The sequence below is a fragment of the Alcaligenes sp. Lyrl_28 genome (genome assembly GCF_051948705.1).
In the GTDB taxonomy this organism is placed as follows: Bacteria; Pseudomonadota; Gammaproteobacteria; order Burkholderiales; family Burkholderiaceae_B; genus Alcaligenes; species Alcaligenes ammonioxydans.
The window spans coordinates 339,337-353,055 of sequence record NZ_JAYJLG010000004.1; the positions used below are offsets into that span (position 1 = coordinate 339,337).

At 57.6% G+C, this 13,719-nt stretch carries 15 protein-coding genes; 7 read left to right on the forward strand and 8 right to left on the reverse strand.

Going from position 1 to position 13,719, the window contains the following annotated elements; translation table 11 throughout:
* Positions 1 to 45: 45 nt before the first annotated feature.
* The 8 genes from hprK to VF694_RS12235 form a co-directional block, all read right to left on the reverse strand.
* Positions 46 to 972 (reverse strand): HPr(Ser) kinase/phosphatase, encoded by a 927-nt coding sequence (gene hprK, locus VF694_RS12200; RefSeq protein WP_003802126.1) that lies wholly within the window; start codon positions 970 to 972, stop codon positions 46 to 48.
* Positions 944 to 1,444: a PTS sugar transporter subunit IIA gene (locus VF694_RS12205; RefSeq protein WP_059318337.1), complete on the reverse strand. Its 501-nt coding sequence runs from the start codon at positions 1,442 to 1,444 to the stop codon at positions 944 to 946. The genes hprK and VF694_RS12205 overlap by 29 nt, the downstream gene beginning before the upstream one ends.
* Before the next feature lie 154 nt (positions 1,445 to 1,598).
* Positions 1,599 to 1,925 carry a ribosome hibernation-promoting factor, HPF/YfiA family gene (gene hpf / locus VF694_RS12210; RefSeq protein ID WP_003802121.1) on the reverse strand — a complete coding sequence of 109 codons (327 nt, stop codon included), beginning with the start codon at positions 1,923 to 1,925 and terminating at the stop codon, positions 1,599 to 1,601.
* 189 nt (positions 1,926 to 2,114) lie between these two features.
* Positions 2,115 to 2,906 carry an LPS export ABC transporter ATP-binding protein gene (lptB, locus tag VF694_RS12215; RefSeq protein ID WP_003802120.1) on the reverse strand — a complete coding sequence of 264 codons (792 nt, stop codon included), beginning with the start codon at positions 2,904 to 2,906 and terminating at the stop codon, positions 2,115 to 2,117.
* Positions 2,907 to 2,924: 18 nt separating this feature from the next.
* Entirely contained in the window at positions 2,925 to 3,575 is a 651-nt protein-coding gene (gene lptA, locus VF694_RS12220) for a lipopolysaccharide transport periplasmic protein LptA (RefSeq protein WP_003802119.1), read from the reverse strand.
* Entirely contained in the window at positions 3,572 to 4,192 is a 621-nt protein-coding gene (lptC, locus tag VF694_RS12225; protein WP_003802118.1) for an LPS export ABC transporter periplasmic protein LptC, read from the reverse strand. The genes lptA and lptC overlap by 4 nt, the downstream gene beginning before the upstream one ends.
* 2 nt (positions 4,193 to 4,194) lie before the next feature.
* The gene (locus tag VF694_RS12230; RefSeq protein ID WP_003802117.1) at positions 4,195 to 4,800 is read right to left on the reverse strand and encodes a KdsC family phosphatase; all 606 of its coding nucleotides are present in this window, start codon (positions 4,798 to 4,800) and stop codon (positions 4,195 to 4,197) included.
* 2 nt (positions 4,801 to 4,802) lie between these two features.
* Positions 4,803 to 5,792: a KpsF/GutQ family sugar-phosphate isomerase gene (locus VF694_RS12235; RefSeq protein ID WP_003802116.1), complete on the reverse strand. Its 990-nt coding sequence runs from the start codon at positions 5,790 to 5,792 to the stop codon at positions 4,803 to 4,805.
* Between the two features lie 157 nt (positions 5,793 to 5,949).
* Between VF694_RS12235 and VF694_RS12240 the strand changes: the two genes are divergently transcribed.
* From VF694_RS12240 to VF694_RS12270, 7 genes are all read left to right on the forward strand, one after another.
* Positions 5,950 to 6,516 carry a GbsR/MarR family transcriptional regulator gene (locus VF694_RS12240; RefSeq protein ID WP_003802115.1) on the forward strand — a complete coding sequence of 189 codons (567 nt, stop codon included), beginning with the start codon at positions 5,950 to 5,952 and terminating at the stop codon, positions 6,514 to 6,516.
* Positions 6,509 to 8,092 carry a cytochrome ubiquinol oxidase subunit I gene (locus tag VF694_RS12245; RefSeq protein ID WP_003802114.1) on the forward strand — a complete coding sequence of 528 codons (1,584 nt, stop codon included), beginning with the start codon at positions 6,509 to 6,511 and terminating at the stop codon, positions 8,090 to 8,092. Before VF694_RS12240 ends, VF694_RS12245 begins: the two co-directional genes overlap by 8 nt.
* A 15-nt stretch (positions 8,093 to 8,107) precedes the next feature.
* Complete coding sequence (gene cydB, locus VF694_RS12250; RefSeq protein WP_003802113.1) at positions 8,108 to 9,259, forward strand: cytochrome d ubiquinol oxidase subunit II; 1,152 nt, start codon at positions 8,108 to 8,110, stop codon at positions 9,257 to 9,259.
* Between the two features lie 14 nt (positions 9,260 to 9,273).
* Positions 9,274 to 9,414, forward strand: coding sequence for a cytochrome bd-I oxidase subunit CydX (gene cydX, locus VF694_RS12255; protein ID WP_003802112.1), 141 nt, complete (start codon positions 9,274 to 9,276; stop codon positions 9,412 to 9,414).
* Entirely contained in the window at positions 9,415 to 11,115 is a 1,701-nt protein-coding gene (cydD, locus tag VF694_RS12260; protein WP_230406211.1) for a thiol reductant ABC exporter subunit CydD, read from the forward strand.
* A complete protein-coding gene (gene cydC / locus VF694_RS12265; protein ID WP_440164473.1) occupies positions 11,112 to 12,806 on the forward strand; it encodes a thiol reductant ABC exporter subunit CydC in 1,695 nt (564 codons plus the stop codon). The genes cydD and cydC overlap by 4 nt, the downstream gene beginning before the upstream one ends.
* A gap of 169 nt (positions 12,807 to 12,975) precedes the next feature.
* Positions 12,976 to 13,527, forward strand: a complete 552-nt coding sequence (locus VF694_RS12270; protein WP_003802109.1) for an adenine phosphoribosyltransferase — start codon at positions 12,976 to 12,978, stop codon at positions 13,525 to 13,527.
* Positions 13,528 to 13,719: the final 192 nt, after the last annotated feature.

Here is a 13,719-nt window from a genome sequence, read left to right on the forward strand (position 1 = left end):
GACAAAGCCCTCAGGGCACGCTGAGTGCGAATGGCCCTGGGGTGCCTAGTCTTCGCGGCTATTCATGATAGCCAGTGCCTGGCGTTCGATGAAATCGCCCATGGTGTCAATGCCGCGGAAAGCGAGGATGGTATTGCGCACCGCCGCTTCCACCAGCACCGCAAGGTTTCGGCCTGCGGCCACCTGGAGCATGACACGTTTGATGTCGACCCCCAGCACTTCCTGCGTCTGGTCCTGGGTGGGCAGACGCTCGAAACTGTCGGGGTTGGAACGGACCAGGTGCACGATTAGTTTAAGCTTCATTCTACGACGAACGGAGGTTTCGCCGAAAATGGTGCGTATGTCCAGCAGACCCAGGCCCCGTACCTCAAGCAGATTTTGCAGTAGGGGTGGGCACTGACCGTCAATCATGTTGGGGGCGGTGCGGGACAGTTCGACCGCATCGTCTGCCACCAGACCGTGACCACGCGAGATCAATTCCAGCGCCAGTTCGCTTTTTCCCAGTCCCGACTCGCCGGTAATCAGTACCCCCAAACCCAGCACATCCATAAAGACACCGTGCATGGTGGTTTTCGGGGCCAGACGTCTGCCCAGATAAATGCGCAGCAGATCAATGAGCTGGGCGGCATCAATAGGCGTGTAGAGCAGGGGTACGCCTTGTTCTTCGCAAAACTGGATCAGGTCGTCGGGAGCGACGGCGTCATTGGCGATGAACAGGGCGGGAACTCCGCCTTGCCTGAGATCATCCAGGTGATGCAGGCGACGCTTGACGTCAAAGCGACTGTAGAAAGAGAGCTCTTCGGGGCCGAAAACCTGAATGCGGCCCGGATGGATCAGGTTCAGATGGCCGACCAGATCCGCGGCAGAAGCACCAAGGTCGGGGATGGGGCGCAGGGCAGCATGTTTTCCGGCTGCCCAGCTTACCTCGAGCTTGTCGTGATTATCATTGACCAGTTCTTGAACTGTCAGCATCGGAATGTTCCGCGTTGAGATCGGGGGTCTGGGTCAGGAGCTGGTGTATTTGAACCGGGTCCGTTTCCTGTGCCAGTGCCTGACGGATATCCTGATCGGCCATCAGGCGGGCGATCTCGGCCAGCAAGTCCAGGTGGATTTGAGTGGCCGTCTCGGGAACCAGCAGAAAGAACAGCAGGCTGGCGGTACGGCCATCGCTGGGATCGAAACGCACCGGCTCGGCCAGACGCATGAAAACGGCACAAGGCTCCTTGAGGTCCTTGATCCGACCGTGCGGCACAGCAACGTCGTGACCAAGAGCGGTGGAGCCCAGGCGCTCGCGAGCGATCAGGCTATGGAAAACGGCTGTCCGGGCAATGCCGTGATGGTTCTCGAATATTAGTCCGGCTTGTTCAAAAGCGCGCTTCTTGCTGGTGACAGCAAGATCTAGAACCACGTTGGACAAAGGCAATATACGCGACAAGAGATTCATGACGGCCATTATAGGGGGGAATGTTTTTTAGCTAAACATTTTTTGGATGGCTAACAACAGGCGGACAGATACGCCCTGAAACACAAAACCCCGAACTTATGAAAAGTACGGGGTTTGTTGGCAGGGCTATGCCTGCTGTACCAGTTCGGCGTGATCAGGCAGCCGGAACTTCGAGCCGCTTGGCGGGCTCATGCGCATGGCTGTTTGCCTTTTCCTTGTATTTCAGGATCTGTCGGTCAATCTTATCGGCCAGCAGATCAATCGCGGCATACAAGTTCTCGTCTGAAGATGCGCAATGAATATCTTTGCCGGGGACACGGACGGTCACTTCGGCAGTGTGCTTCAGACGTTCAATGGAAAGCATAACCTGCGAGTCAACCACGTTGTCGAAGTGCTTTTCAATTCGACCAATTTTGCTTTTGACGTAGTCGCGAATGGCAGGAGTTATGTCAAGATTACGGCCAGTGATGTTAAGGCTCATATAGGCTCTCCGTAGTAGTCAAACAACTTGTTCTAGAGGGGGGATATCGTCGTCTTTAGCCTCCTTACTACTGATCTTGGATATCCCAGTATACCTATATGTGGGTCAGATAACATGACCTGAATCAATCTGTGATGTGCAGGAAAACCCTTGGCCCCGCCCGGTCCGGTTACCAGGCTTGAAATTGGCTTACATCCGGAAGTTCGATCCCAGATAAACCTTGCGCACAGCTTCATTGTCGATGATTTCGGACGGATGCCCGCTGGTCAGAACGGTGCCCTCACTGATGATGTAGGCCCGGTCGCAAATGCCCAGTGTCTCGCGCACGTTATGGTCGGTAATCAGCACGCCGATGTTGCGCCCCTTGAGAAATTGCACAATGCGTTGAATCTCGATCACGGCAATCGGGTCCACCCCGGCAAAGGGCTCGTCCAGCAGAATAAATCGCGGGTTGCTGGCCAGCGCACGGGCAATTTCCACGCGTCGCCGCTCGCCGCCTGACAGGGAAAGGGCGGTGTTTTGCCGGATATGCCCGATCTGCAGCTCGTTAATCAGGGTTTCCAGGCGCTCGTTGATGTCTTGCTTGCTGATGTGGCGGCCGTTCTCGTCCAGTTGCAGTTCGAGTACGGCGCGGATGTTTTCCTCTACGGTCAGACGTCGAAAGACAGACGCATCCTGCGGCAGATACGAAAGGCCCAGCCGTGCGCGCTTGTGCATGGGCATGGCGGTAATGGGCGTGCCGTCAATTTCGATGCGGCCAGCATCGGCAGGCACAATGCCTACGATCATATAGAAGCTGGTGGTTTTGCCAGCTCCGTTCGGGCCGAGCAGGCCTACCACCTCACCGCTTTCCACATTCAGGGAAACGTCCTGCACAACGGTGCGTTTGCCGTAGGTTTTGCGCAGGCCTTGTGCAATCAGGCTGCCTTTGGTCGAGTGGCTGGCGCGGGTGGGGGTAGACGGGTTGTTAGGAGCAACCATGGTTCAGGGGTGTCCGGTCTATTTGCGGGAGGAAGACTTGCGTTGGCATTCGGCCAGGGCTGCATCGGCATTGGCGCGGGGGCGCGCCACAGAGCGTACGCGACCGTCTCGTGTGGCGGAGTCGGCTCCCCCGAACGCTTGGTACGTGCCGTCTTTTTGCCGGTAGATCACGCGTTGCCCCTGAATGGAGTCTTGCAGTTTGCCGCAAATATAACGATTGACCACCGCCTTGCCAATGAGCTCGACCTCTTCGGTCTTGCCGTTGTAGATGGCCCGGACGCCTTCGGCCGTGATCAGCTCAAATTTGGCCGGGTCTTCTTGTCGAATCGTGACACGGGGGCGTTCACTGACGGTGGCCGTTCCATGCTGGAAGCCTTCCGCATCCTGTTCGATTGCGAGCTGGTCGGCCATCAAGGTCATGGCGCCGCGCGTCAGGATGATGTTGCCTTTGTAAACCGTTTGCTTGGCAATATCGTCGTAGGTCAGGGTATCGGACAATACAGAGGTGTCCGGTTCGGCAGCCGCCGAGGCCGCTGCCTGGGCCAGGGCGGGGGCCGCAGGCAGCATGGCCAGAGCGCTTGTGCTCAGGCACAGGGCCAGGGCACCGCGCACGAGGCCAAAGGAGAGCATGGGCTTGTGGCCCAGGCGGGCGCTGTCAGGCGTAGTCATGGAGGGGAATCCTTAGAGCTATTGGAGGAACGCGCTTTTTGTGTTTGCTGGCCCGAGATTTTAACGTCGGATTCCGACATGACGTTCAATTGGCGAACGCGATTGTCGTAACGCATTCCGGTGCCGCGCATGGTGGACTGGCCGTTCACGACCAATGCCGGTTCGTTGGTGTACACCACGTCTTCCTCGGGCAGGATGATCAGCACTTCGCTGCGCACGTCCATTGCCTCTTCCTCGGGCGTGGCCTGTCGGTGGATATGGGCATTGCCCTTCATGGTGATGACGTCACCGCCTGCATTCATATGGGCGGTGTCCGAGGTGGCAATCGTCAGGGGCGAGTCGGGCCGGTTGCTGACGGCCCGCGGGGAGGTGATGTCGTGTGAGTCGTCATCGGGGTAGTGATAGGCAATTTCTCCGTCCAGGCGGCTGATTGCCATGCCCGTTTCATCGGAGCTGATCATGGTGAAATTGCGCGCCCAGGAGTCGGGCTCGTGGGTAACACGGCGAGGGGGATCAATCGCGACCGAGCGTTGCGTGTAATCGACCGCCCACAGCGTTGCCAGTACCAGCAAAGCCAGCAGCAACAGGGAAATGAAGGTAGGTAGACGGTCGCGCATGATTACTGAATGACTCCCGTGGTCTTCAAGGGGCCCCCGGTGATAAAAGCGGCAAGGCGTCCCTGGGAGGCCAGGATGGCATCACAGCACTCACGCACCGCGCCGTGGCCGGCAGGCTGTGTGGCCACCCAGCTGGCGATCTGGCTAATATAGAAGGGCGCTTCAGGAACGCTGGCGGAGAACCCCACGCGCTGCATGGCAGGCAAATCGATCAGATCGTCGCCCATATATCCCAGCTCGCTCAGGGACAGACCATTTTCCTGTGCCAGCTGCGTCAGCACGGCAATTTTGTCGCGTACGCCCTGGTGGACGAAGGGAATGCCCAGTTCGGCAGCACGACGTGACACGATACCGCTTTCACGCCCGGTAATCAGAGCCACGCCGATGCCACTCTCGCCGAGCATGCGCAAACCATGGCCATCGAGCGCGTGAAAGCTTTTGAATTCCTCGCCGTTCGCGCTGTACCACAGGCGTCCGTCGGTCAATACGCCATCCACGTCAAAGACCATCATGCGCAACTGGCGCAACTGGTTTCGAACGAGTTCGGGCAGCTTGGCCAGAATTTGGGCTTCAGCGGGGTGAAGCGGGGCAGTGGGCGTGTTCATCATGATCAGATTACCTTTGCAGCCAACAGGTCGTGCATGTGCAGAGCTCCCAATAGTAGCCCGTTTGCGTCCAATACCAGCATTTGGCTGATGCGCAGGGCATCCATTTGCTCGGCCGCTTCAATGGCCAACGCCTCGGCGGCAATGCTGCGCGGTTCACGCGACATGCCTTCGGACACGGGCAGGTTTCGTATGTCGCCTGCGCGCGCAATCAGGCGGCGCAGGTCCCCGTCGGTGAACAGGCCCACCGGCCGGCCCTGGGGATCGGTGACGATCGTCATGCCCATTCCCTTGCTGGACATTTCGATCAGGGCATCAGGGACCAGGGTGTCGGGGGAAACGACGGGTAACTGCTCGCCGCTGCGCATGATGTCGCGCACAAACGTCAGGAGTTGTCGGCCCAGCGCTCCACCTGGGTGGGAGCGGGCAAAATCCTCACGGCTAAAGCCTCGGGCCTCCAGACAGGCGACGGCCAGCGCATCACCCAGGACCAGGGCGGCGGTGGTGCTGGCCGTAGGGGCCAGGTTGAGGGGGCAAGCCTCATGCTCGACATGAGCATCCAGGTGCAAATCGGCGTTCTGAGCCAGTTCGGACTGGGCGTGCCCTGTGATGGCAATCAGCTTGGCACCCATCCGCCGCAGCACGGTTAGCACCGTGACCAGCTCCTGGGCCTGACCCGAATAGGAAATGGCAATGACCACATCTTGCTTGGTAATCATGCCCAGATCGCCATGCAGGGCCTCGGCAGCGTGCATGAAAAAAGCCGGCGTGCCAGTCGACGCCAGTGTCGCGGCGATTTTGCGCGCAACGTGGCCAGACTTGCCGATGCCGGTCACCACTACCCGGCCCTGACAGTGCACGAGCAACTGGGTGGCTTGGACAAAGTTCTGGTCCAGGCGCTGACCCAGCGCCTGCAACGCCTCTACTTCAATGGCGAAGGTGCGTCGTGCCGAGGACAGAATGTGTTCGGGATCGAAATGTGCCGGTGTATTCATGGCGGAATTGTAAACGTGAAGTGTGCGCTTGGCATGCTGATTCGCAGGAGGCACATTGTACGATCAGAAGCGTTTGGACCAGTGGCGGGCGTAATAGTTTAGGGTTAAGATACGTCTTGTTTTGTAATTTCAGTAATTACTGAAAATTCAGGAAGCCATGAATCTAGGACCACAGGCAGAACGTTTTATTCTGCACTTTGGGGAAATGGGCGGGCGCTGGGGGGTCAACCGAACGGTAGGCCAGATTTATGCGCTCTTGTTCATTACACCCGAACCCCTCCACGCCGACGAGATTGCCGAAACGCTGGGCATCTCCCGTTCCAATGTCAGCATGAGCTTGCGCGAGCTGCAGTCTTGGCGTCTGGTCAATATGACGCACAAGATCGGCGAGCGACGCGAATATTTCGAATCCCCCAAGGATGTCTGGGATATTTTTCGTACCTTGGTGGAGGAAAAGCGCAAGCGCGAGATTGACCCCACATTAACCTTGTTGCGCAGTATCCTTATGGAAGCGCCCGTCAATGATGAGGAAGCATACGGGCAGCAGCGCATTAACGAAATGCTGGAGTTGATTGAGTTGGCTTGTGGGTGGTTTGACGAAGTTCATCACTTGCCGCCCGAAACCCTGCAAAATCTGATGCGCTTAGGTAGCAAAGTTCAGAAGGTGCTGGGTTTCGCCGGAAAGATTCGCAAAGCTGATCAAACTGGGGGTCGTCATGATTGATCTGGATGTCGTTACCTTGTCGCGGTTGCAATTTGCTTCCACCGCGATGTTTCACTTTTTATTTGTGCCCTTGACGCTAGGCCTGTCTTTTTTGCTGGCCATCATGGAAAGCGTGTATGTCATGACGGGCAAGGCCATCTGGCGCCGCATGACCAAGTTCTGGGGAGTGCTCTTTGGCATTAACTTTGCCTTGGGTGTGGCCACCGGGATTGTGATGGAGTTTCAGTTCGGCATGAACTGGGCTTATTACAGTCATTATGTGGGCGATATTTTTGGCGCCCCGCTTGCCATTGAAGGTTTGATGGCTTTTTTCCTGGAAGCCACTTTTGTCGGCCTGTTCTTTTTTGGTTGGGATCGTCTCTCCAAGCTGGGGCATTTGATCGTCACCTGGTTGGTCGCCATTGGCACCAACCTGTCGGCCCTATGGATTCTGGTCGCCAACGGCTGGATGCAGAATCCGGTAGGCGCCATCTTCAATCCCCATACCATGCGTATGGAAATGACCGACTTTGCCCAGGTCATTCTCAACCCTGTCGCGCAGGCCAAAGTCGTGCATACCGTCAGTGCCGGTTATGTGCTGGGGGCCATGTTCGTGATGGGCATCAGTGCCTGGTACCTGCTGCGCGGGCGTCATATCGACCTGGCCAAGCGTTCGATGACCGTAGCCGCCAGTTTTGGCTTGGCCGCTTCCTTGTCTGTCGTGGTCCTGGGTGACGAAAGCGGTTATCTGACGACCGAACATCAGCAAATGAAAATTGCAGCCATGGAATCCATGTGGGAGACCGAGGAAGCGCCTGCCAGTTTCAATCTGATTGCCTGGCCCGATCAGGAGGCCCGTGAAAACCGCTTCGCCGTGGAAATTCCCTGGGTGATGGGCCTGATCGGGACACGCTCGGTCAGTACGCCCATGCTGGGCATCAATGAGCTGGTAGAGCATGCCAAGATCCGTATTGCCAATGGCTTGCGCGCTTACGAGGCCCTTCAGCTGGTTCGCGCCGATGCCAGCAATATTGAAGCCCGCCGGGTCTTTGATAATAACTGGAAGGATCTGGGCTATGCGCTGCTGCTCAAGCGCTACACGGATGACATCACCAAGGCAGACACCGACACGATTGCTCAGGCTGCCTGGGATACGGTGCCACAGGTCGCTCCCTTGTTCTGGAGCTTCCGTGTGATGGTGGGTCTGGGGCTGTACTTCATCCTGTTCTTCATTGTGGCCTTTGTGCTGGCATCGCGTGACCGCCTGCAACGCCACCCACGCCTGCTCAAGGCGGCTGTCTGGAGTATCCCTCTGCCTTGGATTGCCATCGAATGTGGATGGTTTGTGGCCGAGTTTGGACGACAGCCCTGGGCGATTGAAGGCGTTCTGCCTACCTACTATGCAGCTTCGGGCCTGTCCTTTGTAGACCTGATGATCAGTATGAGCATCTTCTTGCTGCTCTACTCCACCCTGGCGGTGATTGGCATCAAGGTCATGCTGCACTCAATACGCAAAGGCCCGGACGAGGGGGGCGAGACCGCTGCACCGTCCGCCTTGTCTTATGGTTCGCGTAACGCGCCGTTGCTGCGCGGTTAAGGAGGGGAAACCATTATGGATAGCCTGATTCTTCTCGATTACGACACCTTGCGCATCATCTGGTGGTTGCTGCTGGGCGTTTTGTTGGCTGCTTTCGCCATCATGGACGGGGCTGATCTGGGGGTGGCCATGGTGCTGCCGCTGGTGGCGCGCAGTGATGACGAGCGGCGTACGCTCTACAACGTGATTGGCCCGGTCTGGGAAGGTAACCAGGTCTGGCTGATTGTGGCCGGCGGGGTGGCTTTTGCCGCCTGGCCTTTGCTGTATGCGATGGCATTCTCGGGTTTTTATCTGGCCATGATGCTGCTGCTGGTGGCCCTGATAGTGCGCCCGGTTGCCATCAAGTACCGCAGCAAGCTCAGTTCTACGCGCTGGCGTCGTAACTGGGATGCGATCTGGACCGCCTCCGGTGTGGTTTGTGCCCTGGTGTTCGGAGTCGCGATTGGCAATGTCATGCTGGGTGTGCCGTTTGGCTTTGACGAAACCACGCTGCGTCCCCTGTATCAAGGTAACTTTTTTGGTCTGTTCCAGCCCTTTGCCATCCTGTGTGGATTGCTCAGCATCCTGATGCTGGCCTTTCAGGGCGCGGTCGTGGTGGCCTGGAAAGGCAGCGATCAGGTCGCTCGACGTGCTCGTGCCTGGGCCATGCCGTTGGGATTGCTGGCTATCGTGGCGTTTGCTGCCGGTGGCTGGTGGATCACTGCCATGAATGGCTACAGCATGCCTTGGCCGGAAGTGGCCCATGCCATGTCCAACCCGATTGGCAAGACAGTCGAGATGGTCGAAGGCGGATGGTTAGCCAACTACCGAACCTGGCCCGCTTTGTGGGCGGCACCGATTATCGGTTTTGCAGGCCTGTTGCTCGGGGCTTTGCTGGCGGGACGTGGTCGTGGCTTGCTGGCCCTGCTGTTCTCGTCCCTGGCACTGGCCGGCATCATTCTGACCTTTGGTTTTGCCGTGTTCCCTTTCCTGCTGCCATCGTCCTTGAATCCCGGCTCCAGTTTGACCTTGTTTGATGCCTCGGCCAGTCACCTGACCCTGTGGATCATGCTGCTGGTCACGCTGGTGTTTCTGCCCATCATCGTGCTCTATACCTCGTGGGTGTACAGCGTCATGCGTGGCAAGGTATCGGTTGCCAGCATGAAAGATTCTTCTCATTCTTACTAAGGAGGCCAACACCTATGTGGTACTTCTCTTGGGTTCTAGGTTTGGGTCTGGCCTGCGCATTCTCCATCTTGAATGCGATGTGGTTCGAACTGCGTGAGAACACTGCGTTGCAAAATGCAGCCGCCTCCCAGGCCAATGCAGATATCGAGGCCTGATTGACCCCGCAAAGTCCAAACGCGCAGCAGTGGCTGGGGCAGTTTTCCAGCCGCGCCCGCACGGCTTTGCGGGTTTCCATGTTGGCGCCGGTGCTGGCCGGCGCCTTGCTGATCCCCCAGGCCTGGTTGCTGGCACAGATTGTGCAGGCCATTGTGGTCGACGGGCTGCCCTGGACAGAGCAGTTGTTCTCTATCCTTATGGTGGCCGCACTTTTGCTGCTGCGCGCCGCCATTGCCGCTTTGGGGGAACGCCGCGCTCAAAAAGTTTCAGAACATCTGAAACAAGATCTGCGCTCGGAGCTTTTTGCCCGACTGTTCCGCAGTACGATGCCGCGTTTGCGGGCTAGCAATAGCGGTGAACTTTCTACTAGCTTGATTACGCAAATCGAAGCACTGGATGGCTTTGTGACGCGCTACATCCCTTGCATGGCTGCGGCGGCCCTGGTGCCCTTGGCGCTGGTGCTGGCGGTCTTGCCGGTGGATGGCATTGTCTCCTTGATTCTTTTGTTGAGCACGCCTCTGATTCCTCTGTTCATGGCCTTGGTGGGCTGGGGGGCGGAAGCGGCTAGCCGTGAACAACAACAAACAACGCTGCGTCTGTCGGGTTTTTTTGCCGATCGTCTGCGTGGCATTTTTACCCTGAGTCTGATGGGCCGGGGGCAGGACGAGTTGCAGCGTGTTGAACTGGCCAGTCAGGAGTTGCGCACGCGCACCATGAAAGTGCTGCGCATCGCGTTTCTATCCTCAGCGGTTCTGGAGTTTTTCGCGGCCTTGGGTGTGGCAGGTATTGCTGTCTACATTGGCCTGGGGTATCTGGGTTACCTGGGTGAATCGTTTTCCGGTATCAGTTTGCAGCAGGGACTGTTTTGCTTGCTCCTGGCACCTGAGGCGTATCAACCCCTGCGCCAGTTGGCGGCCAATTACCATGACCGCGCGGCGGCTCGTGCGGCCGCTGTGGAAATCGATCGATTATGGGCCAGCCTGGGTCAGGATCTGATCCCTCCCGCGCCTTCCAGCCTGGACGTGCAAACGGTATTTCCTAATTTACCGGTTCTTGTCCTGCGTCAGGTCCATTTGCCTCAGTTGGGTGGGTGTGGAACCTTGCTTGAGGTGCCCGGACTGCAGCTGTACATAGACCAGTCTTACGCGGTTCTGGGAGCCAGTGGTTCGGGCAAGACCAGCTTGCTGGAGAGTCTGATTGGATTGCGTCCCCTGTCTCAGGGCGAGATTTTGCTGCGCAACAGCGATACTGCCGGACGCTTGCTGACTCGTCATGACGGGGTGGTACTGATTTCACAGCAGGCTTTTTTAGCGATGGGCACGATTGCCGACGGCTTGCGTCTGGCAGCACCGCAGGCCAATGAGGAGCAACTGTGGCAAGCCCTGGAACAAGCCTGTGCAGCCGATTTCGTGCGAGCCCTGCCAGCCGGCCTGCAGACTGAGCTGGGTGAAGGGGGGTTTGGGCTTTCCGGCGGTCAGATACAGCGTCTGGCCTTGGCGCGTCTGTTCTTGACGGACCCGCATGTTGTATTGCTGGATGAGCCCAGTTCCCGCCTGGATGCAGCCACACGAGATCGCGTTATGCGCAATGTTCTGCGCTTTTGTCAGGGCCGCTGTCTGGTTGTGGCCACGCATGATCAGGAATTGGCGGCTATGTGTTCCAACCGCTTGCAGATTGCCCAAGGAGTGTTGACGGCATGAAAGCGTGGTTTCGCCTTTTAGGTGCCAGTTTGCGCGCACGCCGTGGAGCGGTTCTGTTCACGGTACTTCTGGCGATCAGTACGGTGGCAGCCGGCGTCAGCCTGCTCGGGGTCGCAGGCTGGTTCCTGAGCAGCGCCTTTCTGGCGACCTTGGGGATCGTCTTTAATCTGTTCGGCCCCTCCGCCATGATCCGTGGTTTGTCATTTTGGCGTATCGCTTCCCGTTATCTGGAGCGTGTGGTCGGCCATGCTTTGACCTTGGATTTGCAGGTTCGCATCCGGACTCTGGTTTTTGGGCGTTTGAGTCGCTTTAGTCAGTCCCGTCTGGCGCAGTTTCGTGATGGCGAGCTGGCGTCCAGTCTGACCTCGGATGTCGCCGTTCTTGATCTGGTGCTCTTGTTGATTCTGGTGCCTTTGACCACTGCCGTGTTTGCCGGACTGGTGTTCAGTGCCGTTTTGCAAACCTGGTTGTCCTGGTGGGCCTGGCTGATTCTGGCCTGCCTGCTGGTGGCAGCCTGCCTGATTCCCTACCTTTGCGCCCGGGGTGCCAGCCGTGCTGCCGAGCAGGTCCATCAGCTGGAAAATCGCCAGCGTGTTCTGGTGCATCAAGCGATACGAGCTTACGCCGACATTCAGGTGTTTGCGGCTGCTGATGCTGTTCAGAAACAAGTGGATAAGCTGGCCCAAGCGCTCAGTCAAGCCCGGTTGCGCAGCAACGGCTGGGGCATTGCCGGTCAGTTTTTCCAACAGCTTCTTATGGGCGTAGCCCTGTTGATCTGCTTGCTGGTGGGTGCGCAGCAGGTGAATGTACAAGCCATGAGCGGGCCCTTATGGGTCGGTTTGGTTCTTGCTTTGTTGGGTTTGTTCGAGATTATGGCTCCCATGATGCGAGGAGCGTCACGCTTGGGTGAAGTTCAGGCGGCCAGTACACGCTTGTTGGGAATTTTAGATGAACCGCTTGAAGCACAGCAGGAGCAAGGTCAGGCCATGGTTCTGGATGGGCCCGCTTCCTTGGACGTTTCCGATCTGAGTTTCGCTTATGGTTCGCAGCCGGTACTGGAGCACTTGTCGCTGCACGTTCCGCCCGGCGAGCATATTGCGATTTTTGGCCCTAGCGGTTCGGGCAAATCAACCTTGCTAAGCGTATTGATGCGCTTGTTGCCGGTGCCTGGTCCGCAATACCTTATTCAGGCCGAGCCGGCTCCACACTGGAGCCGTGCCAGTTGGTTTGATCATTGCGCCTTGCTGGCGCAGGACTCGCCGCTGTTTCTGGGTTCTGTACGCGATAATCTGCTGCTGGCCGATCCGGGGGCCTGCGAGCAGCGCCTGTGGCAGGTACTGCACGATGCCCAGCTGGATTCAGTCGTGCGTGACTTGCCACAAGGCTTGGACACTTGGCTGGGTGAGGGGGGGCAGCAACTGTCGTTGGGGCAGCAGCGCCGTTTATGTCTGGCCCGTGTTTTGTTGTCGCCGGCCCATATCTGGTTCCTGGATGAGCCCACGGCGAGTCTGGACGGCCCGACCAGTCAGGCCCTGATGCAAGATATCCTGACGGCCGCTCGGGGCAAAACCGTGATTATGGCGACTCACGACACGCGTTTGCTGCCGTTGGTTGATTGTGTTTATCAGTTCGAGGCAGGGCGTTTGCAGCGTGTCGCTGTCTCGCGTGCAACGACTGTAGCGTCGAACTAAAAGACCTTCTCGGTCAAGTCTGCGGGAGTTTCCACTCAATCGCGTCGTATTAGTACAACGTGCGGGCACAAGCGGGATGAGCCCTTGTTGCTGCTGCCCAATTGTGTACACTTGCAACGTATCCAAGTGCGCCCTTTGCGCCCGGATTTTCTGTTGTAGAAGCTTTGACATGCAAATAGATCCCACCCAGTACATCCGTCAAATCATTCGCAATGTGCCGGATTGGCCCAAGCCAGGGGTGACGTTCCGCGATATCACCCCGGTGTTGCAAGACCCGCGCTCTTTTCGGGTACTGATTGACCTGTTTGTCTACCGTTACATGGGACAAAAACTGGATCTGGTGGCGGGTGTGGATGCTCGCGGTTTTATCGTCGGCTCGGTGCTGGCGTATGAGCTGAATCTGGGTTTTGTACCGGTACGCAAGAAAGGCAAACTGCCTTTCAATACGGTGGCGGAAGAATATTCCCTGGAGTATGGCAATGCCAGTGTGGAGATGCACACTGACTCCGTGCGTCCTGGTCAGCGCGTACTGCTGATTGATGATTTGATTGCGACCGGCGGGACCTTGCTGGCAGCTGCACGCTTGTTGCAGCGTTTGGGGGCCAATGTGGTGGAAGCCGCGGCTATTATTGATCTGCCCGAGCTGGGCGGCTCCAAAGCGGTAACAGACTCCGGCCTGTCGGTGTATACCGTCTGCAGCTTTAAGGAATCGGATCGCTGATCCTTATAGGCCGATCGATCACCGCTTATGTGGTCCAGAAAAATCCCTGCCATGCACGCGCATCGCAGGGATTTTTGTTGGCCGCCTGTCAGGTTTGCAGCGGGTTTGGCAAAACGCCAAGTCCGCCCTGGGGTTGTAAATCAGAAGCGCAGCTTCATGAACAGCGAACCGGCGTGATCCTGGTTGCGGCCA

Excerpts from the sequence above, each read along its gene's own strand:
- cydX (WP_003802112.1), top strand. The coding sequence starts at position 9,274 with ATGTGGTACTTCTCTTGGGTTCTAGGTTTGGGTCTGGCCTGCGCATTC.
- VF694_RS12245 (WP_003802114.1), top strand. The coding sequence starts at position 6,509 with ATGATTGATCTGGATGTCGTTACCTTGTCGCGGTTGCAATTTGCTTCC.
- VF694_RS12205 (WP_059318337.1), bottom strand. The coding sequence starts at position 1,444 with ATGAATCTCTTGTCGCGTATATTGCCTTTGTCCAACGTGGTTCTAGAT.
- lptC (WP_003802118.1), bottom strand. The coding sequence starts at position 4,192 with ATGCGCGACCGTCTACCTACCTTCATTTCCCTGTTGCTGCTGGCTTTG.
- lptA (WP_003802119.1), bottom strand. The coding sequence starts at position 3,575 with ATGACTACGCCTGACAGCGCCCGCCTGGGCCACAAGCCCATGCTCTCC.
- lptB (WP_003802120.1), bottom strand. The coding sequence starts at position 2,906 with ATGGTTGCTCCTAACAACCCGTCTACCCCCACCCGCGCCAGCCACTCG.
- VF694_RS12230 (WP_003802117.1), bottom strand. The coding sequence starts at position 4,800 with ATGATGAACACGCCCACTGCCCCGCTTCACCCCGCTGAAGCCCAAATT.
- hpf (WP_003802121.1), bottom strand. The coding sequence starts at position 1,925 with ATGAGCCTTAACATCACTGGCCGTAATCTTGACATAACTCCTGCCATT.
- hprK (WP_003802126.1), bottom strand. The coding sequence starts at position 972 with ATGCTGACAGTTCAAGAACTGGTCAATGATAATCACGACAAGCTCGAG.
- VF694_RS12270 (WP_003802109.1), top strand. The coding sequence starts at position 12,976 with ATGCAAATAGATCCCACCCAGTACATCCGTCAAATCATTCGCAATGTG.
- cydB (WP_003802113.1), top strand. The coding sequence starts at position 8,108 with ATGGATAGCCTGATTCTTCTCGATTACGACACCTTGCGCATCATCTGG.
- VF694_RS12235 (WP_003802116.1), bottom strand. The coding sequence starts at position 5,792 with ATGAATACACCGGCACATTTCGATCCCGAACACATTCTGTCCTCGGCA.
- VF694_RS12240 (WP_003802115.1), top strand. The coding sequence starts at position 5,950 with ATGAATCTAGGACCACAGGCAGAACGTTTTATTCTGCACTTTGGGGAA.
- cydC (WP_440164473.1), top strand. The coding sequence starts at position 11,112 with ATGAAAGCGTGGTTTCGCCTTTTAGGTGCCAGTTTGCGCGCACGCCGT.